The organism is Aeromonas sp. QDB03, assembly GCF_027707985.1.
GTDB classification, from domain to species: Bacteria; Pseudomonadota; Gammaproteobacteria; order Enterobacterales; family Aeromonadaceae; genus Aeromonas; species Aeromonas hydrophila.
In genome coordinates this window covers 595,774-617,006 of the sequence record NZ_JAPCJG010000002.1, presented here as the reverse complement: position 1 = coordinate 617,006, position 21,233 = coordinate 595,774, and the positions used below count along the sequence as shown (strand labels likewise).

Below are 21,233 nucleotides of genomic sequence, written 5' to 3'. Positions count from 1 at the left end.
CTGGTGGCCCGTACCTTTACCGAGTTAGGGGCTGCCAGCAAGTTCAAAAGGTATATCGAGATGATCAATTTTACCACTATTTCCAATGTTTCAAATAACGAAACGTTCGGAGTTATTACGTGGCAAGATCTGCAACAAACAGCCTGTATCCCTCACCGAAGCCGCGCTCACACGCCGGACGCCACAAAACGGACTGCCCCACTGGTGGCCGCACACAATGGCAAGACTCGTCACAAGGCAGAAGCAGAGGCTAACGGACTGTTTGGAATGCTTCGCGCCGATTTGGACAACGCCAAGGGCCAGACGCCCGAGAGCATAGCCGATGCTTTGCGGGAGCAAGGGCTGTGCTCGTTTATCATCTATTCAACCCTGAGCCACCAGCCCGACGCCCCCCGTTATCGGGTATTTGTGGAGCTGGCCGAGCCTGTGCCATTCACTATGTGGGCGGATCTGCAATTCGCGTTGGCCGAGTTGCTGGGATCTGATCCATGTGTTGGCCGCCCTGCTCAATTTATGATCCTGCCAACGGTTATCAAAAGAACTACCGAGCATTATCAGCACATGATCGCCGAGGGGGCCGCGCTAAGCCCGTCAGCCCCGTTCTGGCTCAATGCTGCCGCGCTGGCGGAGCAATACCAAGCAGCCACAGCCAAAGTTAGCCAGCGGTTTAAACAGGCAGCCCCCAAGCCATTTAATGAAAAACTGGTGGGTAGGCAGGTGTCGATCATTGAGTGCGTAAACGCCAGCTACGAATGGCCGGAGCTGCTCGCCCATTACGGGTATAAGCGAAAGGGGCGAAATGCATGGATGGCACCAGAATCAACCAGTGGAACCGCTGGGGTTCATATTCTGACCAGTTCGACGGATGGCAAAGAGCGCATTTTCTCGCACCACCAAAGCGATCCCGCTGGTAATAGGCTGTGCGACAAATTCGACCTGATCACCATTCGCAATTTCAGCGGGGATAGCTTCAAAGCCGTTCAAGAGATTGCCAGAGAGCAGTTTCCTGATATTCACGCGCACAACCGCCGCGAGTGGGCACGGGCACAGCGCGACGAGCAACGCCAGCAATTCGAGGCGATGCGAGAGGGCACCAAATCGTTAGCCGTTGCTAAGGGGCAAGCAAAGGCTATTAGCCAGCCCAAGGGGGTTATGTTTCCATTGCTGAGTGCTGCTCAAATGGCCGAGATCATGGAGGCCGCGCAATGAAGCCGCTGCCACCGCCAACAAACGTGATCCCGTTCGAGCCACCAGCTAGCCCCGAACAGAACGACCCACCGTTATTTCTGCCGGACACTGACGAGAAGGGAAAGCCGCTAAAAACGTCCGCTAACCTGTGGGCCGTGTTGGAGCATAGGGGGTGGGTTTACCGCTATAACACGATGACAGTAACCCCTGAGCTAATGACAGCCGAGGGACGCCGCCTTGGCAAAACTGATGAGGGGCAGCGTTCGGCTTTGGTGGACGCCTGCCAACGTGCCGAAGTTCCCGATGCCGCCATAGACGAGCACTTGATCGCGCTGTGCCAGTCGAACAGCTATCACCCTGTCAGAGAGTGGCTAGAGGCTGGCCCCAAATGGGATGAAGTGCGCCGAGTTGATGCTGTCTTGGCAACGCTCAACGCTGCTGAGCCCGATTATGCCGCCGCAGTCCTGCGCCCTTGGCTGGTGGGTTGTGTGGCAGCATTGTATGAACAGCAATGGCTGTCAAAGCTCGTGCCTGTATTGGTGGGGGGGCAGTCATTCAAAAAATCGGCATGGGTTAACAGACTGGCCGCAGTAGTGGCGGGCTCGACGTTGGATTGCTCGATTGACCCCAACAAATCGGACGATGTACGCCGTGCTGTTTCCGCTTGGATTGTGGAACTAGCCGAGTTGGAAACGACAACAAGGCACGAAGCCGGAGCATTGAAGGCGTTCATTACCCGCGATGTGGATCGGTTCCGCATACCCTACGCAAAATCATTCACGGAGAAACCCCGACAGACGGGCTTTATTGCGACGGTAAACGGCACTGACTTTCTCAAAGACCATACAGGGAACGCTCGTTTTGCTGTTATCGAGATGGCAGGTGCCGCAGACCTTGACCGCCTGAATGAATTATTGGGCTGGAGTTGGGATGCTGGCCGTCTAAGCCAAACCGCTCCCGAACTGTTGCGCCAGTTCTGGCTTGAAGTCAAAGCGGACTACGAAGCAGGGGCAAGCTGGTATCTCGACGAGGCCACCAGCAAGCAGGCCACCACGGCGAACGACACGCACACCGACAAGGGGCCGCATTACGAGACAATTGTTGACCGACACTTGGCCCGCCCGATGCAATCCGCCCGCTGGTTCACTGCGGCCGATCTTTGTGAACGTCACGGTGAAAAGCCCGCGATGGCGAGTAGATATGGGAGGGCGTTAACAATGCTGGAAAAGGAAGGGCGCATAGAATCACGCCCAGCCAGATCGGGGCGCAAGGAATACCGTTTGCCGGTGAACGATTTGCCGCAGCCCCAAGAATAGCCGTTGCTGGTGGCCCCCCCTTGAGCCCTGCCGATTTGGCGGGGCTTTTTTGTGGTGAAGCGGTGAGGTAGTGGTGAGGTAGAAAACGGGCTACCTCACCAGCGGCTAACCCTTGCTGCTGCTGGCTTTCATTCATATTTGGTGAAGTGGTGAAGTAGATCTCTTTATAAACTAATCACACATAGATAAGGGGAAGGGATAGGCACACAGGGAGCTGCTCACGAACACAAGCAACGGCTATCTCTGAGGGGGTTTATGGGGAATATTCTTCACCTTCTTCACCACCAACAAAAAACACCCCTGCAAGTCGCGCCAGCACTTAGTTTTAGCATGGTGAGGTACTGGCAACCGCTACCCCACCAGCTACCCCACCGCATCCAAACGACGGTGATATAACGGTGAGAGCCCAACGGTAATAAAACGGTAATATCTGGTTAGTGATTGGCTAGTACCGAACGGACGCAAACCAAAACGGCGTGATCGTTAACATGCAAGAAACAAGCTCCCACGGTTCAGATTGACGCCTGTAGGGTGGTATCATAACAGCTAGGTTACGGCTAGGTCATAGCTAGACGAACGACACAATAGCGGCATGATCGCCAGAAAAACGGGAGTTTGGGGAAGATGAAGAGAGTCATTTTCATGGTAATGCTTGCTGCGCTGACTGGTAATGTTTGGGCTGGCGCGTATGCGAATAAATATCCTACTGGGATGGGATATAACGATACCGGTGACAGAGAATATTGTAATGTTATTGTCGGCCCTAAAGCCAGAAATGCCATGGAGCTTCGCCTATCTGAGACATTCACTCAAGAGGAAGCGATTAAAAAGGCGCGAGATCTTGTTGTTCAAGCTGAAAATGCGTGTCCTGGATGTCAAGACAAAGCAATTGACCAGCTAATATACCTCAGGCTTGTGCTGGAAGCCTATGAAGCCAAGGTTCCGATTATTAAAAGCGAAGCAATGAAGACACAGGTTATAGTGGATTTTGTAGACACCGCATTTAGAAAATGTTACGGCACGGCCGAAGAGTCTAATAGAACAGCCCCAAATAGCATTACATTTTATCCATACAACACGGTTTCAGATTGCCATCAATTTGCAGAGCAGATGAGACGATACATCTATGCCCGCGCAAGCGGTATTCCAAGGGCAAAAATGCAGAATGAGGCAAGAGCCTTTTACTCTATCGATACGCACGAAAATGGAAATAAAGAAAAGGCCGTGTCTATACAGTTAAACCTAGTCAATTTCGCATATAGCATGGGTCCGGTTGGATTTGACGAACTTCATATGATTATGGACGGGGCCAGTGATGCGGTTTTTGATCTGTGCTTAGGCAGATAACCCGACATGAGCTTTTATTACACAGCTCATCCCCCGAACGAGAAGCCCACCCAAGCAGGATGGGCTTTTTTGTTACTCAAGCCGGAGGTGTAGCCAATCGCAAAAGAGGGGGGTATAGGTTGCATGATGTTGGGCCCATTGTTGGGCCAATCCACAAAAAAGCACAAAAGGTTAGCCTCAGTGAGAAGCTAACCCTTTGTTTTATATGGTGCCGATAAGGGGAATCGAACTCCTGACCTTCGCATTACGAATGCGCTGCTCTACCAACTGAGCTATACCGGCATGGCACTAGATTCCTGAAAACAGCAGGGCAAGTCAATGAGCTGCACTCAGTTTTATGAGTGGGCTCATGGAGTTACGGTCAATATCAGAGGTCGGCGAACTCCGGAATATGGGCCCGGCCGCGGCTTTCGAGAAAATCGAGTAACGCACGGGGGGAGCGCGCCAGGATCCGCTCTGCCGGGAAGCCGGCCTCGGTGACCAGTCGGTGGCAGTGCTCGAAATCCCCGAGGCTGAAGGCCACGTGGGAGTCGGAGCCGAAGGTGAGGTAGGCACCCATGTCCCGCGCCGCCTCGACGATGGCACGGCAGTTGCCTTCACTGCCCGGGCGGGAGTGGTTGAAGGAGGAGTTGTTGAGCTCCAGCGCCACCCGATACTCTGCCGCTGCCTTGACCACGGCCTGGATATCGATGGGGAAGGCGGGATTGCCGGGGTGGCTTATCATGTCGACCCGGCCGCTCTTGATGGCGTTGATCATGGCCTGAGTGTGGGTGGCCTGGTCGCAGGGGGGAAACACCGGCTCGTGAAAGCCCGCCATGATCATGTCGAGCCGCGACTCGTAGCGCTCGGGGAAGTCGATCTCGCCGTCGATGTTCTTGATGTTGGCTTCGATGCCGCGCAGGATGCCGACCCCGTCGACCACCCGTGGCAGCACGTGCAGATTGACGAAGTGCCAGAAGTGGGGGGCATCCGCCATGTCGGGGCCATGATCCGTGGTGGCGAACAGCTTGATCCCCTTTGCCTTGGCGATGGGCAGGTAGTCGTGGATGGTGCTGTAAGCGTGGGTGCTGGCGACGGTGTGGGTGTGGGTATCGACCGTGTACTTCATCTTATCTTCCCCTCTGGCGTGAGGCGCCAGCATAGCAAAGGCGGCGGGTCGAGACCATGTCGTGGCTTGTCATACTTTGTCACAAATTGGGGCCTGGCTGACAAAGTTTGAACACGCTTGGCGGTCATGATGGCGTCATCGATGAAAGCCTGAACTCGCATCGATGGGTTGGATCAGGATGGTGCAACCTCATTTCCCCGCCGTCGCGCCCTGCGACGGTTTTTTTTTGCCTGTTTGCCAGCGCGCTGCGCGGTTACCGGGCAAAAAAATGCCCAACTAGCATGGAGCAGGTTGGGCGAGACTTAATGTTTAATTGCAGTGGCATAGATATAGAGTCCGATTCGTCCGTGAAGTTCCCGCCTTGTTCCCCATTTTCAACAAAAACATTTCACTAACACCTGTTCACATTCTCTTGACACAAAAGGTTGTGAAACGTACTTTTTAAACATTCGTTTAAGTGAGGTGTCCTGTGAGTAAAATCGATACCAAAAACCGCATTCTCGATGCCGCTGAGGTGTTGTTTGCCGAACGGGGGTTCGCCGATACCTCTTTGCGTCTGATTACCAGCGAGGCCGATGTCAACCTGGCGTCAGTGAACTACCACTTCGGCTCCAAGAAGGAGCTGATCCAGGCGGTGCTCGATCGCTATCTGAGCCTGTTCATGCCCGAGCTGGATGCACGCCTGCATACCCTGATGGCGCAGGAGCAGCTGACCCTGCTGCAGGTGTTCGAGAGCTTCGTCGACCCGTTGATGAAGCTGGTGGCAGTGCGCACCAACGGCCCGGCCATTTTCATGCAGCTGCTGGGTCGCGGCTACATCGACAGCCAGGGCCACTTGCGCCGCTTCATCACTGCCCACTACGGCCCCATTTTGCAACGGATCACCCAGGCCATCTCCAAGGCCAACCCGGCCTTGTCGCCGGCGGATCTGTTCTGGCGGCTGCACTTCACCCTGGGCACCGTCGTGTTCACCATGGCCTCGGCCGATGCGCTGCGCGACATCGCCCAGGCCGATTTCGGCCAGCAGCTCGATGTGGAGGGGCTGGTACGCAACGTCATTCCTTATCTGGCGTCCGGTGTCGGGGCGCCCGTGGAGTCGACCAGGCTCTCCCTGGCCGTGTAACAACCAACAATAAATCAACGGAAACAGTGAAATAGAAGGAACTTGAGTATGATCACATTGCTTATCCTGCTGGTGCTGGCGATAGCCGTCGTGCTCGGCGTGCCCTCCATCCGTAAAAAGGTGGTCACCCGCCCGGTGTTCGGCATCTTCAAGAAGATACTGCCGCCCTTGTCGGCCACCGAGCGGGAGGCCATGGAAGCCGGCTCCGTCTGGTGGGATGGGGAGCTGTTTCGCGGCAACCCCGACTGGAAAAAACTGCACGGCTACGGTAAAGCCGAGCTGACCGCCGAGGAGCAGGCCTTCATCGACAATCAGGTCGAAACCCTGCTCGCCATGGTCGACGACTTCAAGATCGTCAACGAAACCAAAGACCTGCCGGAGCCGGTCTGGGACTATCTGAAGAAGGAAGGCTTCTTCTCCCTGATCATCCCGAAATCCTACGGCGGCCGTGAATTCTCGGCGATTGCCAACTCCACCATCGTCACCCGCATCGCCACCAAGAGCCTGAGCGTGGCGGTCACCGTCATGGTGCCGAACTCCCTTGGTCCGGGCGAGCTGCTGATGCACTACGGCACCCAGGCCCAGAAGGACTTCTGGCTGCCGGGGCTGGCCAATGGCAAAGAGGTACCCTGCTTCGCCCTGACCGGGCCGGAAGCGGGCTCCGATGCCGGCGCCATCCCGGACAAGGGGATCGTCTGCAAGGGGATGCACAAGGGTGAAGAGGTGCTGGGTATTCGCCTCAACTGGAACAAGCGCTACATTACCCTGGCCCCCCGTGCCACCGTGCTGGGGCTGGCGTTCAAACTCTATGACCCGGAAAAACTGCTGGGTGACAAGGAAGAGCTGGGCATCACCTGCGCGCTCATCCCCACCAGCCACCCCGGCGTGCGCGTCGGCGATCGCCACTACCCCATGGGTCTGGCGTTCCTGAACGGCCCGACTTTCGGTAAAGATGTGTTCATTCCGCTGGACTGGATCATCGGCGGCCCGGATTACGCCGGTCGCGGCTGGCGCATGCTGGTGGAGTGCCTCTCCGCCGGGCGCGGCATCTCGCTGCCAGCCCTGGGTACCGCTTGTGGTCACATGGCGAGCCGCACCGTGGGCGCCTACTCCTATGTGCGCAAACAGTTCGGCATGTCCATCGGCAAGTTTGAAGGGGTGCAGGAAGCGCTGGCTCGCATCGGCGGCCTCACCTATCAGCTGGAGGGGGCCCGCCGCATGACCGCAGGTTCGCTGGACTTGGGTCAGGCACCGGCCATCGTCACCGCGATCTCCAAGTACCACATGACCGAAATGGCGCGCCAGATCATGGATGACTCCATGGATATCCACGCCGGTCGTGCCATCCAACTCGGTCCCAAGAACTACACCGGCTACGCCTACATGGGCATTCCGGTGGCCATCACGGTGGAAGGGGCCAACATCCTGACCCGCAACCTGATGATCTTCGGGCAGGGTGCCACCCGCTGCCACCCGTACGTGTTTGCCGAGCTGGAAGCGGCGGCCGACACCGATGTGGAGCGCGGTCTTGAGAAGTTTGACGCCCTGCTGCTGAAGCACATCGCCTTTGGTGCCGGCAACTTCTTCGGTTCCCTGCTCCAGGGGCTGACCCTGGGCCAGTTCAACAGCGCGCCGGTGGCTGGCGAAACTGCCCGCTACTACAAGCAGCTCTCTCGCATGAGTAAAGGGCTGGCGCTGTGCGCCGACGTCTCCATGCTGATGCTGGGTGGCGATCTCAAGCGCAAGGAGATGATCTCCGCCCGTCTGGGTGACGTGCTGAGCCACCTCTACCTGGCCTCCGCCACCCTCAAGCACTACGAGGATCAGGGCCGCATGGTCTCCGATCTGCCGTTCGTGCAGTACGCGGTGGAGCGCAACCTCTACCTGATTGGCAAGGCGTTCGAGGGCTTCTTCCAGAACTTCCCGAACAAGGTGGTGGGTGCCGTGCTCAAGCGGGTGGTGTTCCCGTTTGGCGTCGGTTACAAGATGCCGGCAGACGATCGTTGCCACGCCATCTGTCTGGCCATGATGAAGCCGGGTGAGTTCCGCGACCGTCTGACGGCGCTGTGCTACGTCGGCAAGGACGAGGCGGATCCGGTCGGTCTGATGGAGCGTGCCTTCCAGGCAATGGTCTCGGTGCAGCCCTACGAGAAGAAACTGGTGCAGGCCCAGAAAGAGGGCAAACTACCCCGCAAACTGGCGCTGCCGGAGCTGGTCGCCGCTGCCCTGTCCCAATCCATCCTGAGCAAGGACGAGGCAGACAAGCTGCTGGCCGCCGATGCTCTGCGCTACGAGGCGATCCAGGTGGACAACTTCGCTCCGGGCGAGCTGGAGGGGTTATCCCAGCAAAATCCGGTGGTGCACGCCGCCTGAGAGAGCGCTCACTCCTGAACCTGAAACCGGCCGTCATGGCCGGTTTTTTTGTTTGTTAACCCTGCATTTACAACCTCGATTAATTCCAGTTTAATGCAATGGCCCCTCACCCTTGGGGCAGGAAGCAAGGCCAGCGGAATGGCCGACAACAACAAACTCAGGAAGAGTGAATGAATCTCGCCAAAACGGCGATCGAACGCCCCATCTGGGTGGCGGTCTCGATCGTGCTGATTTTTCTGCTGGGCCTGCTCAGCATCCGGGGGCTGCCGATCCAGCTGTTTCCCGACATCGATCGCCCGCACCTCAACATCTCGGTGGACTGGCGCTCGGCCTCGCCCCAGGAGATGGAGTCGGAGATAACCGACCCCATCGAGCAGGAGATGCAGGGGGTGCAGGGGCTCAAGAACCTCACCAGCAACAGCTTCCCAGGTTTTACCGAAATCGACCTGGAGTTTGCCCTCGGCACCGACATGCAGCGGGCCCAGCTCGACGTCATCTCCCGTCTGAACCGGGTCTCCGGCCTGCCGGACAAGATTGGCGGCCCCTACGTCAACAACTACAGCAGCAACGACACTCTCACCTTCTTCTTCATCCAGCAGTTGCCCGGTGCCAAGGGGCAGATCGACGATCATCAGGCGCTAATCGAGGCGCGGGTCAAGCCGGAGCTGGAGCGGATCCCCGGGGTGTCGACGGTCGACATCGAGGGGATCAACGAGCGCCAGATCCAGATCCGTTTCGACCCTTACCGCGCCGCCGAACTGGGGGTGGAGATCCCGGTATTGGCCAGCCGGGCCAGCACCGGCTGGGACGTCTCCGCCGGCACCCTCGACATTGGCCGCTGGGAGTACAAGCTGCGCTTTGCCGGCCGCTACGACGTGGCGACCCTGGGGGACAAGGTGGTGGACTGGCGCGACGGCCTGCCCATATATCTGCGGGATGTAGCGGAAATCAGGTTGGCCCGGGAGGAGAACCCAGTGCTGCGCATCCAGAACGGCAACACCGCCATCGCGGCCCAGATCTTCAAGGAGAGCGGTGCCAACGCCCTGGCGGCGCTGGAGGCCATCAAGCTCAAGGTGGGCGAGCTCAACCGCGAGGTGCTGGAGCCGGTCGGCCTGCACATGGAGCAGTCGTTCGACGCCTCCCTCTACATCAACCGGGCGGTGGGCATGGTGACCGCCAACCTGGGGCTCGGCGTGCTGCTCTCCTGTGCCATCCTCTGGGTCTTTCTGCGCCAGCTCAAGGCGACCCTGATGATCGCGATCGCCATTCCCATCAGCATCATGCTCACCTTCTGCCTGCTCAAGGTGCTGGGGCGGACCCTCAACGTCATCTCGCTGGCGGGGATCGCCTTTGCGGTGGGCATGGTGCTTGATGCCGCCATCGTGGTGCTGGAGAGCATCTACCGGCGCCACGAGCGAGGGGATCTCGGCAAGGCGGAGGCGGCGCTGGAGGGCACCAGCCGGGTGTGGACCGCGCTGGTGGCCTCCACCCTGACCACGGTCGCCATCTTCCTGCCGGTGCTGCTGCTCAACGACGTGGAGGGTCAGCTGTTTGCCGATCTGGCGCTGACCATCGCCTGCGCAGTGAGCGTCTCCATGCTGGTGGCGGTGACCGTGCTGCCGGCGGTGGCGGCGCGCTGGATGGGGCGTGAGCGGCTGCTCGATCCCTATGAGGGGCTGTGGCAGGGCACCACCCGACGGGTGATCCGCTGGACCGGCACCTCCCGCCAGCGCTGGACCGTCATCACCCTGATGATGAGCCTGCCGGCACTGGCCACCTGGGCCCTGTTGCCGAAGATGGACTATCTGCCGGATGTGAAGCGCGATGCGGTGGATGTCTGGATGAACTTCACCCCGGGCTTCAACCTGCAGGCCCAGCGCGAGGAGGTGATTGACACCCTGATCGCCCGTCTCGCCCCCTACATGAAGGGGGAGCGGGAGCCGGCCCTCAAGAACTACTACATCCTGCGCTACCCGGGCGGCGCCCAGATCGGGGTGCGGCCGAAAAAGGAGGATCAGATCAAGGTGCTGGAGCAGCTGTTGATGAAGCAGCTGCTGGTGGGGATCCCCGACACCCAGGTGTTTGGCGGCCAGGGGTCGCTGTTCGGCGGCTTTGACAGCGAGAACGGCATCTCCCTGCTGCTGCAGGGGGGCGATCTGGCCGAGCTCTACCAGGCGGCACGGGCCGCCATGGCCATCGTCAAACAGGATCTGCCGGGCGCCCAAGTGAGGCCGCAACCGGATCTCGATTTCACCGCCCCCGAACTGCGGCTGGTGCCGCAGGACAGGCGCCTGGCCGAGGTGGGCTGGGATCGTACCCCCATGCCCGCCATCATCCAGACCTTCGGCGACGGGTTGCGGGTCGGCGAGTATTTCGACGGGGAGGAGCGACTCGACATCATGCTGATGGGACAGACCTCGGCCAACCCGGACGAGCTCAAGGCGGTGCCGCTGGCGACCCCGTCCGGGCGCATCGTGCCGCTCGGCGAGCTGCTGCGGGTGGAGCACGACATGGGGCCGGCCAGCATCTTTCGGGCCGACGGCCGGCGCAGCATCAGCCTGCAGATCTCGCCCCCGGCGGGGATGAGCATGGAGCAGGTGCTCGATACCCTGCAGAGCAAGAGCTTTGCCGCCATCCGGCCACTGCTGCCCGCCGGCGGTGAGCTGCGGGTCTCCGGCAATGCCGACAGCCTGCAGCAGGCGCTGGGCAACCTGGGGGCCATCTTCCTGTTTGCGGTGATGATCCTGCTGATCCTGTTGTGGGGGGTGTTTGCCTCCCTCAAGGATGCCGTGCTGGTGCTGCTGACCCTGCCGCTTGCCACCGTCGGCGGCGTGCTGGCGCTGCACCTGAGCGGCCTGCTGGTGCCGCTGCCGATGGATCTGCTGACCATCATCGGCTTCGTCATTTTGCTGGGGTTGGTGGTCAACAACGCCATCCTGCTGGTGCATCAGACCCGCACCGCGGAGCGGGAGGGGATGAGCCGCCAGCTGGCGGTGGCCGATGCCCTGCAAAGCCGGATGCGGCCCATCGCCATGACCAGCCTCACCAGCATCTTCGGCATGCTGCCGTTGATGCTGAGCCCGAGCGAGGGCAGTGAAATCTACCGGGGGCTGGCCACCGTCATCGTCGGCGGCATGAGCTGCAGCACCCTGTTTACCCTGATCCTGTTGCCCGCCTTCCTGCGACTGGGAGAGCGGGTCGAATCACCGCTCGCCCTGCGCCAGCGGGCCTGAGCAAGGAGCTCATCGATGACACACGGTTTTACAAGGATGGTAGTGGGCGCGGCGCTGCTGGCGGGGGGCGTATTCCCCGTGCTGGCCCAGGGCAAGATGGTGACCCTGGCGGACGTGATCCGGGGGGAGGCGGCGGCCAGCATCTGGGTCAGCGGCACGGTGGCGAGCCGCCAGCAGGCGGCGCTCAGCGCCGAGGTGAGCGGCCGGGTGGAGTGGATCGCCGAGTTCGGCAGCCGGGTCAGGGCGGGGGATGAGCTGCTGCGCCTCGACAGTGCGGCGCTGCGGCTCTCGCTGGAGCAGGCCCAGGCCGAGCAGGCCAAGTGGGAGAGCAATGTGCGCTTCGCCCGCGCCGAGTTTGGCCGGCTGGCGACGCTGCACCGTCAGAAGAGCACCTCCCAGAGCCAGTATGACAAGGCGCGCTACGATGTGGAGCAGGCTGAACTGGCCGAGCGGCTGGCGCGGGTACAGGTGCGCCAGATTGAGGAGCAGCTGCGCAGAAGCCACATCTTCGCGCCGTTCGACGGGGTGGTGAACAACCACTTCATCCAGCCGGGGGAGCACGTGGATGCCGGCGAGCAGGCACTGGAGCTGGTCAACCCCGATCAGCCCGACATCCGGCTGCAGGCCCCCATCGTCTGGGCCGGTCAGCTGGCGCCCCAGACCCGGCTGCGGGTGGAAGGGGAGCAGCTCAGCGGTCACGGTGTCTATTACCAGCGGGCGGCGAGCGCCGATCCCAAGTCGCGCCTCATCGAGCTGCGTCTCAAGCCCGAAGCGGGCCGCTTCATCATCGGCTCGCCGGTGCGGGTGGCACTGCCGCTGGCGGAGCAGCAGACCATGCTGCTGCCGCGCGATGCCCTGGTGCTCAACACCGAGGGGAGCGTGGTCTATCAGGTGGAGCAGCGCGGCGAGGAGCTGACGGTAAACCGGGTGCCGGTGACTGTGCTGTTTGGCGACAGCCGGCAGGTGGCGGTGAGCGGGGCGCTCAAGCAGGGCGACAGGGTGGTGGTGCGCGGCGCCGGCAGCCTGCAGGATGGCGACAAGGTCGAACTGTTTCGCGGCTGAGGCGGCGGGTTCGCCATAAAAAAACGGCTCCTGCAGGAGCCGTTTTTGGTGCCGGTGAAGGGCGATTACTCGACCATCATCACCTTGCAGGTGTTGGTACTGCCGACGGTTTCCATCTTGTCGCCGTGGGTCAGCAACACCATGTCGCCGCTTTGCAGCAGCCCCTTGGCCTTGAGCACGTCCAGCGCGTCACGGCACACCTCGTAGACCGGCTTGGTCTCGTCGCCGTCGAACAGCACCGGGGTGACACCGCGGTAGAGGTTGGTCCAGGCCAGGGTCTTGTTGTGCGGTGACATGGCGAAGATCGGCAGGCCGGAACTGATGCGGGACATCAGCAGCGGGGTGGTACCCGATTCGGTCAGCGCCACGATCGCCTTGACCCCTTCCAGGTGGTTGGCTGCATACATGGTGGACATGGCGACGGCCTCTTCCACCGAGGTGAAGGTGTAGCTCATGCGGTGGTTGGAGACGTTCAGGCTCGGATGCTTCTCGGCACCGACGCAGACGCTGGCCATGGAGGTGACGGTCTCGATGGGGAACTGACCGGCGGCGGTCTCGGCGGAGAGCATCACCGCATCGGTACCGTCCAGCACGGCGTTGGCCACGTCCATCACTTCGGCACGGGTCGGCAGCGGCGCGTTGATCATCGACTCCATCATCTGGGTGGCGGTGATGACCACGCGGTTCAGGCGACGGGAGTGGCGAATGAGCTTCTTCTGCACGCCGACCAGCTCGGGATCGCCGATTTCGACGCCCAGATCACCACGCGCCACCATGACGGCATCGGAGCCGAGGATGATGTCTTCCATCGCCTCGTCGGTGGCGACGGTTTCGGCGCGCTCGACCTTGGCTACTATCTTGGCGTTGGAGCCGGCTTCGCGGGCCAGCTCGCGGGCGTAACGCAGGTCATCGCCGCAACGGGGGAAGGAGACGGCCAGGTAGTCCACGTTCATGCGGGCGGCGGTCTTGATGTCTTCCTTGTCCTTCTCGGTCAGGGCCGGGGCGGAGAGGCCGCCACCCTTCTTGTTGATGCCCTTGTTGTTGGAGAGCGGACCGGCCACGGTGACCGTGGTGTGGATGCGGGTGCCTTCGACCTGCTCCACCTTCAGCTGCACGCGACCGTCGTCCAGCAGCAGGATGTCGCCGGCGATCACGTCGCCCGGCAGGCTCTTGTAGTCGATGCCGACCTGCTCCTGGCAGCCTTCACCCTTGCCGAGCGCGGCATCGAGGATGAACTTGTCGCCGACGGCCAGATAGATCTTGCCGTCCTTGAAGGTGGAAACACGGATCTTGGGGCCCTGCAGGTCGCCCATGATGGCGACGTGACGACCCAGCTTGGCGGCGATGTCACGCACCTGGTTGGCGCGCAGGATGTGGTCTTCAGCAGTGCCGTGGGAGAAGTTCATCCGCACCATGTCGGCGCCGGCACGGATGATCCCCTCGAGGATCCCTTCGCGATCGGTGGCCGGACCGAGTGTGGTTACAATCTTTGTACGTCTTGGCATGAAAGACTCCAGTTTTGAAGTTGATATGACTTGAGATACTGCCCCGTCAAGCGCATGACCCATTGCACCCGCTTGCAAGCCATCTGGGTGGCTTTTGTTACTAAATTACAATACTACACCAAGGAAGGTGGCAGAGACAGCCGAGGGCCGAGGCCCCCGCTGCTTACGAAGAGTGGGGTGTATCAAAGCGGGATTCGCGCAAACCTTCTTTGACTTTCTTCAGGTTTTCGCGAAATTTCATGCCACGGCGCAGGGTAAAACCGGTCGCCAGCACGTCCACCAGGGCGAGCTGGGCTATGCGGGAGGCCATCGGCATGTAGACGTCGGTGTCTTCCGGCACGTCCATGGAGAGCACCAGGTTGCACTCGCGCGCCAGCGGGGAGTCCTTGGCGGTCATGCCGATCACGGTGGCGTCGTTCTCGCGGGCCAGCGCGGCAATCTCCACCAGCGCCTTGGTGCGGCCGGTGTGGGAGATGAGCACCACCACGTCCCCTTCGCTGCTGTTGATGCAGCTCATGCGCATCATGACGATGTCATCGAAGCTCACCACCGGGATGTTGAAGCGGAAGAACTTGTTCTGGGCATCGCGGGCGACGGCGGAGGAGGCGCCGAGGCCAAAGAAGCTGATCTTTTTGGACTGGGTCAGGATATCGACGCAGCGATTGATGGCGGAGATGTCCAGGCTGTTCTTGGCGGCATCGAGGCAGGCCATGGTGGATTCGAAGATCTTGGCGGTATAGGTATCGGGCCCGTCTTCCGCCTCCACATGGCGGTTCACATAGGGCGTGCCGTTGGCCAGGCTCTGGGCCAGATGCAGTTTGAAATCGGGAAAGCCTTTGGTATCGAGACGGCGGCAGAAACGGTTGACGGTCGGCTCGCTGACGTCAGCCATCTTGGCGAGGGTGGCGATACTGGAGTGGATGGCCGTCTGCGGGGAGGCCAGGATGACCTCGGCGACTTTACGCTCTGATTTACTGAAACTTTCCAAATTATTAGTAATTTTATCAAGGGTATTCATCATCACCACCAGGCGTTTTTGTAATTTAGCTTCAGTGTCTTTGCACTAAATTCATGGCTAAGCAGGTTTCCAATCAACTTGATGACTATACAAGACAAGCTCTTATCGAAACTAATCTCGGCCCTGCAAAGTATGACTCATGTCTAATTATTTCGTTGTTTTGGTTACAAACTTCCAGTCATTCCGTGAAAGCGCTTACAAATGTTGCAAAGCAACAACACTGTGAGCAGGCGCACAGTTGCACCCATCAAACGCGCCGCAAGGGGAGGGGCTCGGGTAGAATTGGCACCAAATAATAAGTGCGGGACGGTAACGGCCGCCCCGACCCCAGTAACGAAGGAGTTGTTTTATGCAGCATACCCATGCGCTGGTCGGCGACGTAGGCGGCACCAATGCCCGGTTGGCCCTGTGCGAGCTGGCAACCGGCACCATTTCCCAGGCCAAGACCTATTCCGGGCTGGCCCATCCCAGTCTGGAAGCCGTGGTTCGCCTCTATCTGGATGAGCACAAGGTGCAGGTGGGCGAAGCCTGCATCGCCATCGCCTGCCCCATCAATGGCGACTGGGTCGCCATGACCAACCACAGCTGGGAGTTTTCCATCAGCGAGATGCAGGCCAATCTGGGCCTGAGCCGGTTGCAGGTGATCAACGATTTTACTGCTGTCTCCATGGCGGTGCCGGTGCTGGACGCGGCTGACTGCATCCAGCTGGGGGGCGCGGCGCCGGTGGCCGGCAAGCCCATTGCCATCTACGGGGCCGGCACCGGCCTTGGCGTCGCCCACCTGGTGCACACCGGCGAGCAGTGGCTGAGTCTGCCAGGCGAGGGTGGCCACGTGGACTTTGCCGCCAACAGCGAAGAAGAGGATGCGGTGCTGCAGGTGATGCGCGCCGAGCTGGGCCACGTCTCGGCCGAGCGGCTGCTCTCCGGTCCCGGCCTCGTCAACATCTACCGTGGGCTGGTGAAATCCGACGGCCGCGAGCCGCAGGCGTTCGAACCCAAGGACATCACCGAGCGTGCGCTGGCGGGCGAGTGCCTGGATTGCCGCCGTACCTTGAGCCTGTTCTGCGTGCTGATGGGCCGCTTTGCCGGCAACCTGGCGCTCAACATGGGCACCTTCGGCGGCGTCTACATCGCTGGCGGCATAGTGCCGCGCTTTCAGGAGTTCTTCATCGGCTCGGGCTTTCGGGTGGCCTTCGAAGACAAGGGGCGTTTCAAATCCTACCTCAAGGATATCCCCGTCTTCCTCATCACCCACGAGGGGCCGGGTCTGCTCGGTGCCGGCGCCTATCTGCGCCAGTCGCTCGGCATCAAGTTATAAGCAGGCGGCTTGCCGGGGGACGGATCAGCCATGGTTCAGCCTTGATTCAGTGACCATGGCGTAGAGTGTCTACACGTACTCAAGAAGGCAGGGCTCCATAAGGAGTTGGGACTTGTCTTCATCCGCTGGGTGCGTTTGTCACCTGACAAGCCTGAACTGTTTCACCGGCCCTCGCGGCCGGTTTTTTTATGCCTGCGGTTTGCCGGCTGGATGGGGATGTCGTCCTCTGCGAAAGGATGAGCCTGCGCCGCAATGCACCTGCCGGGTGGCGGGCGCAGTGCATGGGCAGGGATGGGCTCAGGGCAGGTCGAGGGTGAAGCGGGCGCCCCCGAGCGGGGATTCATCCACCATGATCTGGCCGCCGTAGCTGTGCACGATTTCGGTGACCACCGCCAGCCCGATGCCCTGGCCGGGGGAGCTGTCGGCGCGCACCCCGCGCTGGAAGATCTGCTGCGACTTGCCGGGGTCGATGCCGGGGCCGTCGTCCTCGATTTCGATCCGCAGCCGGTCTAGCCGGCGGCTCACCGTTACCTTGATCTCGCTGATGGCGAACTTGAAGGCGTTATCGAGCAGGTTGCCCATCAGTTCCATCAGGTCTCCCTGTTCGCCGGCGAAGAAGACGTCGTCATCGAACTTGAAGCGGGTCTGCAGCTTCTTGTGGCGATAGACCTTGGCGAGGCTGGCCAGCAGCTTCTCGATGAGGGGCACCGGCTCGGTGCCCTTGCTGGCGAGGCGCTTGCGGCCGGTGACGGCGCGGCGCAGCTGGTACTGGATGATCTGATCCATGGTCAGGATCTGCTCATTGATGTTGTCGTGGATGTCGCGCCCCAGCTTGACCTCCTGCGCCGTCATCTGGATCAGCGCCAGCCGGGTTTTCAGGCTGTGGGCCAGATCGTTGAGGGCGTGCTGGTAGCGCTGGGTCTGCTGGCGTTCGTTCTCCAGCAGCTGGTTGACCGACTCGGTCAGCGGCGTCAGCTCCCGCTCATAGTCGTTGGAGAGGGCTTCCCGCTTGCCGGCCCGGATCTCGTCCATCTGGCGTGCCATGGTGCGCAGGGAGCCCAGGCTCCAGAAGCTGGTGAGCAGCAGCAGGGCGCCGAGCAGGGAGTAGGCGAGCAGGGCCTGGCGGATGCACTGGTAGAGGTAATCGCGGGTCTGGGCCAGGTAGCGCTTGGCCGAATCGACCATCACCACATAATAGGTGGTGGGGCCATCGCCGTGATTGCGCAAAAAGCGCAGGCTGTAAATGAAGTAGCTCTCGCCGTTCTTGATGGTGTGACGCTTGAAGAAGTAGTCCTGATCCAGCCCGCCCAGATACTTCATCAGATCCTGGCAGATGGTGTCCCTGGCCTGGATCACCTCCGGCATGTGCATGCTGGACCAGCTCAGCTGGCCGTCGGCCCGGCAGATCAGGGTATCCAGATTGGGGTCGACGGCATCCGGGGTGATCCGGCCCAGATCCGTGGTGGCATGGGCGTCCGGCAGCTTGGAGGAGAACAGCTTGGAGAGGTTCTCCTGCATACGGGTGCTGGCCTTCTGGGCCTGCTCCTCGGTGTGACCCAGGTAGAGGATGTAGACCGAGAAGGCCATGATGAGCGCGATGACCAGCATGGCGCTCAGCATCAGCTTGATGTGCAGCGAGCGGCGGATGAAGCGCATGGGGCGCAGCAGACGAACGTCCATCAGTTGCACGACAGGTTGAAGATGTAACCCTGGCGGCGGATGGTGGAGATGGGCTGGATGGTCCCCTCCGGATCCAGCTTCTTGCGCAGCCGGCTCACCATGACCTCGATGGTGTTGGGGTCCCCCTCACCGTCGCCGTAGAGCTGGTCCAGCAGCTGCTGCTTGGAGACCACCTGGCGGGCGTTGCGCATCAGGTATTCGAGGATCAGGTATTCAAAGCTGGTGAGCACCACCGGGGTGCCGGCGATGGTCAGCTCCTTGCGAGATAGATCCAGCTCGTAGTCGCCGGCCTTGACCCTGGGGGAGATGAAGCCGGCGCTGCGGCGCACCAGGGCGTTGAGGCGGGCCAGCAGCTCGTCCTTCTGGAACGGCTTGACCAGGTAATCGTCCGCCCCGGCTTCCAGTCCCTCCACCTTGTCCTGCCAGTTGCCGCGGGCGGTCAATACGATGATGGGAAAGGGGATCTGCTGCTCGCGCAGCTGGCGGATGAGTTGCAGGCCATCCATGTCCGGCAGGCCCAGATCGATGATGGCCACGTCGATGGGATAGTCGGCGGCGTAATGCAGTGCCACCTGGGCGCTGTCGGTGCTGTGTACCTGATTCTGGGCTTCGGTCAGCAGGGTGCTGAGATGGTGATTGAGCAGCTTGTCGTCTTCGACCAACAATATTTTCATAAGGTGCGCGATCATGGGGATCCAGGCTGTCAATTAGAGGGCTTATGACGGGGAGAGTCAATCCGGATCCTAACAGCCCTGGCTGTATCGGGACTGAATCAGCCCGCCATTACTCACCACCCCATCATTAGCCACTCCCTAGCCTGTGTGAGCTTGGGTCTGACTCGCCTCAGCACCGGTCTGTTGACGCCACAGCCTGGCATAGAGCCCCTCGCGGGCCAGCAGTTCATCATGGCTGCCCGACTCCACTATCTGCCCTGCCTCCATCACCAGGATGCGGTCCGCCTCGCGCAGGGTATTGAGGCGATGGGCGATGCTGATGAGGGTGCGGTTGCGGCGGATGGCCGCCATGTTGGCCATGATGGCCGCTTCCGACTCATAGTCGAGGGCCGAGGTGGCCTCGTCGAGCAGCAGGATCCTGGGGTTGACCAGCAGGGCGCGGGCCAGGGCGATGCGCTGGCGCTGCCCACCCGACAAGCGGGCACCCTTCTCTCCCACCTGTTGCTCGAAGCCATGGGGCAGCTCGCGAATGAAGGCGAGGGCACCGGCCAGCTGCGCCGCCTGCTCTAGCTCGGCCTGGCTGGCATCGGGGCGGCAGATGCGGATGTTGTCGGCGATGGTGCCGGAGAACAGCACGCTCTCCTGCAGCACCACGCTCATGTTGCGGCGCAGGGAGACGGGGTCGGCGATGGCGAGATCCATGTTGTCCACCAGTACCTGGCCGTGCTGAGGCACATAGAGCCGCTGCAGCAAACGGGTCAGGGTGCTCTTGCCGCAGCCGGACGGACCCGTGATGCCGATGAACTGCCCCGGCTCAATGGTGAGGGAGAGGTTGGCCAGCACCTCGGGGGCATCCGGCTGGTAACGAAAGCGGATGTGGCGAAACTCGATGGCACCCTGGAGGACGGGCACGGAGGCGAGCCCGCTGTTGCCATGCTCCGGCGTCTCGTCGAGGATGTCGCCGACCCGGCGCAGGGCAATCAGGGTGTGCTGAAAATCCTGCCACACCTGGGCCAGGCGCAGCACCGGCTGGGTGACGTGGCCGGCCAGCATGTTGAAGGCGACCAGCTCCCCCGGGCTCATGCGACCGTTCAGTACCTCGCCGACCCCGAGCCAGAGCAGCAGGGCGGCGGTGATTTTTTGCACCAGATCGATGCCCTGACCGGCCGCCAACCCCACCTTTTTGGCCTGAAAGCCCCGTCTGAGCTGGCGTGCCAGCAGGTGCTTCCACTCCTGGTAGAAGCGGCGCTCGGTGGCCGTGGTCTTTATGGTTTCGATGCCGGTGACCGCCTCGGTGAGAAAGCTGGTGGCATCGGCATCCGCCTGATACTCCGCCTCGACCTTTCTGCGCACCAGCGGCCCTATCAGCAGCCAGAGCAGGAAGTAGATCAGCAGCGAGCCGAGCACGCAGGCGGTCAGGCGCGGGGCGTAGTGAAACATGACCCCGACGAACAGCAGGATGAACAGCAGATCCAGCACCAGCATCAGGGTCGAGCCGGTGAGGAACTGGCGGATCTGGGCCATCTCCTTGACCCGGGCGATGATCTGACCGGTCTGGCGGGCCTTGAAATAGCCGATGGGCAGGCCGACCAGGTGGCGATAGAGCTTGCCGGAGAGCTCGGCATTGACCTGGTTGGCCAGGTGACCGAACACCTGGCCGCGCAGAAAGCCGTAGAGCGGCTCGGCGCAGGCCAGTGCCACCATGGCCAGGGCCAGCACGTGCAGGCTGCCGAGGCTGCGCCCCACCAGCACCTTGTCGATGATGTTCTCGAACAGCAGCGGGCTGGCGAGGGCGATGAGCTGCAGCAAGATGGCGAAACAGAAGACGTCCCGCAGCTGTTTTTGCTGGCGCAGCACCGCCGGGCTGAACCAGCTCAGCCCGAATTTGACCTCGGCTTGGGTGAGATCCTGCTGGGCCAGCAACAAAAAGTGCCACTGCGCCGCCTCGGCCTGGCTCGGTAGCGGCTGCAGCCCGCTGCTGCCGCTGGCGGGATCAAACAGCAGCCAGCCCTCTGGCGTGATGGCGGTGATGGTGTACCAGCGGCCATCCCGCTTGAGCAAGGCCGGCAGCGGCAGCGCCGCGAGCGGGCAGCCCGGCCCCTGCGACAGGGCGCTGCGAAGGCCGAGGTGGGCAGCGGCTTCCCGCACCGTCAGGTCGGGCGGTGCCAGATCGCACCCTAGGGCGTGGGCCAGTTGCTCGGCATCGGCCGTCAGCATCAGTTGGTGCGCCGCGTGGGTGAGGGCGGCGAGGGCGCCATTGGCGATGGGCGCTGTCTCGCTCACGGGGG

Annotated in this window: 14 protein-coding genes and 1 tRNA gene; 8 read left to right on the top strand and 7 right to left on the bottom strand. The window is 61.2% G+C overall.

All coding sequences use genetic code 11. The features are described 5' to 3' along the window. Positions 1-60: 60 nt before the first annotated feature. The 3 genes from PG900_RS07520 (at position 61) to PG900_RS07510 (ending at position 3,851) form a co-directional block, all read left to right on the top strand. The gene (locus tag PG900_RS07520) at positions 61-1,209 is read left to right on the top strand and encodes a hypothetical protein (protein WP_160837487.1); all 1,149 of its coding nucleotides are present in this window, start codon (positions 61-63) and stop codon (positions 1,207-1,209) included. Next, positions 1,206-2,504, top strand: a complete 1,299-nt coding sequence (locus PG900_RS07515) for a VapE domain-containing protein (protein WP_160837489.1) — start codon at positions 1,206-1,208, stop codon at positions 2,502-2,504. The genes PG900_RS07520 and PG900_RS07515 overlap by 4 nt, the downstream gene beginning before the upstream one ends. 624 nt (positions 2,505-3,128) lie before the next feature. Continuing rightward, positions 3,129-3,851 (top strand): hypothetical protein, encoded by a 723-nt coding sequence (locus tag PG900_RS07510; RefSeq protein ID WP_160837490.1) that lies wholly within the window; start codon positions 3,129-3,131, stop codon positions 3,849-3,851. Between the two features lie 206 nt (positions 3,852-4,057). On the opposite strand, the gene PG900_RS07505 is transcribed toward PG900_RS07510, so the two are convergent. Next, positions 4,058-4,133: transfer RNA gene (locus PG900_RS07505), tRNA-Thr, on the bottom strand. A gap of 85 nt (positions 4,134-4,218) precedes the next feature. Next, positions 4,219-4,959: a phosphatase gene (locus tag PG900_RS07500; RefSeq protein ID WP_270831195.1), complete on the bottom strand. Its 741-nt coding sequence runs from the start codon at positions 4,957-4,959 to the stop codon at positions 4,219-4,221. A 469-nt stretch (positions 4,960-5,428) separates the two neighbouring features. Here PG900_RS07500 and PG900_RS07495 point away from each other — a divergent pair, with 469 nt between their 5' ends. The 4 genes from PG900_RS07495 (at position 5,429) to PG900_RS07480 (ending at position 12,750) form a co-directional block, all read left to right on the top strand. Beyond that, positions 5,429-6,082: a TetR/AcrR family transcriptional regulator gene (locus tag PG900_RS07495; RefSeq protein ID WP_011705252.1), complete on the top strand. Its 654-nt coding sequence runs from the start codon at positions 5,429-5,431 to the stop codon at positions 6,080-6,082. A gap of 48 nt (positions 6,083-6,130) precedes the next feature. Next, on the top strand, positions 6,131-8,455 hold the full coding sequence (locus tag PG900_RS07490; RefSeq protein ID WP_270799270.1) for an acyl-CoA dehydrogenase: 2,325 nt from the start codon (positions 6,131-6,133) through the stop codon (positions 8,453-8,455). Between the two features lie 170 nt (positions 8,456-8,625). Continuing rightward, positions 8,626-11,688, top strand: coding sequence for an efflux RND transporter permease subunit (locus tag PG900_RS07485; protein WP_270799269.1), 3,063 nt, complete (start codon positions 8,626-8,628; stop codon positions 11,686-11,688). 15 nt (positions 11,689-11,703) lie between these two features. Then, positions 11,704-12,750 (top strand): efflux RND transporter periplasmic adaptor subunit, encoded by a 1,047-nt coding sequence (locus PG900_RS07480; protein ID WP_270799267.1) that lies wholly within the window; start codon positions 11,704-11,706, stop codon positions 12,748-12,750. A 65-nt stretch (positions 12,751-12,815) separates the two neighbouring features. Here the strand turns inward: PG900_RS07480 and pyk are convergent, their stop codons facing one another. Together pyk and PG900_RS07470 are read right to left on the bottom strand one after the other, a co-directional pair. Further along, positions 12,816-14,255 carry a pyruvate kinase gene (gene pyk / locus PG900_RS07475; protein WP_011705256.1) on the bottom strand — a complete coding sequence of 480 codons (1,440 nt, stop codon included), beginning with the start codon at positions 14,253-14,255 and terminating at the stop codon, positions 12,816-12,818. 163 nt (positions 14,256-14,418) lie between these two features. After that, positions 14,419-15,273 (bottom strand): MurR/RpiR family transcriptional regulator, encoded by an 855-nt coding sequence (locus tag PG900_RS07470; RefSeq protein ID WP_005298732.1) that lies wholly within the window; start codon positions 15,271-15,273, stop codon positions 14,419-14,421. Between the two features lie 349 nt (positions 15,274-15,622). On the opposite strand from PG900_RS07470, the gene glk reads away from it, so the two are divergent. Beyond that, on the top strand, positions 15,623-16,591 hold the full coding sequence (glk, locus tag PG900_RS07465) for a glucokinase (protein WP_011705258.1): 969 nt from the start codon (positions 15,623-15,625) through the stop codon (positions 16,589-16,591). Positions 16,592-16,888: 297 nt separating this feature from the next. Here the strand turns inward: glk and PG900_RS07460 are convergent, their stop codons facing one another. The 3 genes from PG900_RS07460 to PG900_RS07450 form a co-directional block, all read right to left on the bottom strand. Then, positions 16,889-18,271 carry an ATP-binding protein gene (locus PG900_RS07460; RefSeq protein ID WP_016350039.1) on the bottom strand — a complete coding sequence of 461 codons (1,383 nt, stop codon included), beginning with the start codon at positions 18,269-18,271 and terminating at the stop codon, positions 16,889-16,891. Beyond that, entirely contained in the window at positions 18,271-18,945 is a 675-nt protein-coding gene (locus PG900_RS07455) for a response regulator (RefSeq protein ID WP_016350040.1), read from the bottom strand. Before PG900_RS07455 ends, PG900_RS07460 begins: the two co-directional genes overlap by 1 nt. A gap of 138 nt (positions 18,946-19,083) precedes the next feature. After that, positions 19,084-21,228 carry a type I secretion system permease/ATPase gene (locus PG900_RS07450; protein ID WP_270799265.1) on the bottom strand — a complete coding sequence of 715 codons (2,145 nt, stop codon included), beginning with the start codon at positions 21,226-21,228 and terminating at the stop codon, positions 19,084-19,086. Positions 21,229-21,233: the final 5 nt, after the last annotated feature.

Bases quoted from the DNA above. Each gene is read 5' to 3' on its own strand.
- PG900_RS07485 (WP_270799269.1), top strand. From the start codon at position 8,626: ATGAATCTCGCCAAAACGGCGATCGAACGCCCCATCTGGGTGGCGGTC.
- PG900_RS07490 (WP_270799270.1), top strand. From the start codon at position 6,131: ATGATCACATTGCTTATCCTGCTGGTGCTGGCGATAGCCGTCGTGCTC.
- PG900_RS07480 (WP_270799267.1), top strand. From the start codon at position 11,704: ATGACACACGGTTTTACAAGGATGGTAGTGGGCGCGGCGCTGCTGGCG.
- PG900_RS07510 (WP_160837490.1), top strand. From the start codon at position 3,129: ATGAAGAGAGTCATTTTCATGGTAATGCTTGCTGCGCTGACTGGTAAT.
- PG900_RS07460 (WP_016350039.1), bottom strand. From the start codon at position 18,271: ATGGACGTTCGTCTGCTGCGCCCCATGCGCTTCATCCGCCGCTCGCTG.
- pyk (WP_011705256.1), bottom strand. From the start codon at position 14,255: ATGCCAAGACGTACAAAGATTGTAACCACACTCGGTCCGGCCACCGAT.
- PG900_RS07500 (WP_270831195.1), bottom strand. From the start codon at position 4,959: ATGAAGTACACGGTCGATACCCACACCCACACCGTCGCCAGCACCCAC.
- PG900_RS07520 (WP_160837487.1), top strand. From the start codon at position 61: ATGATCAATTTTACCACTATTTCCAATGTTTCAAATAACGAAACGTTC.
- PG900_RS07455 (WP_016350040.1), bottom strand. From the start codon at position 18,945: ATGAAAATATTGTTGGTCGAAGACGACAAGCTGCTCAATCACCATCTC.
- PG900_RS07515 (WP_160837489.1), top strand. From the start codon at position 1,206: ATGAAGCCGCTGCCACCGCCAACAAACGTGATCCCGTTCGAGCCACCA.
- PG900_RS07470 (WP_005298732.1), bottom strand. From the start codon at position 15,273: ATGAATACCCTTGATAAAATTACTAATAATTTGGAAAGTTTCAGTAAA.
- glk (WP_011705258.1), top strand. From the start codon at position 15,623: ATGCAGCATACCCATGCGCTGGTCGGCGACGTAGGCGGCACCAATGCC.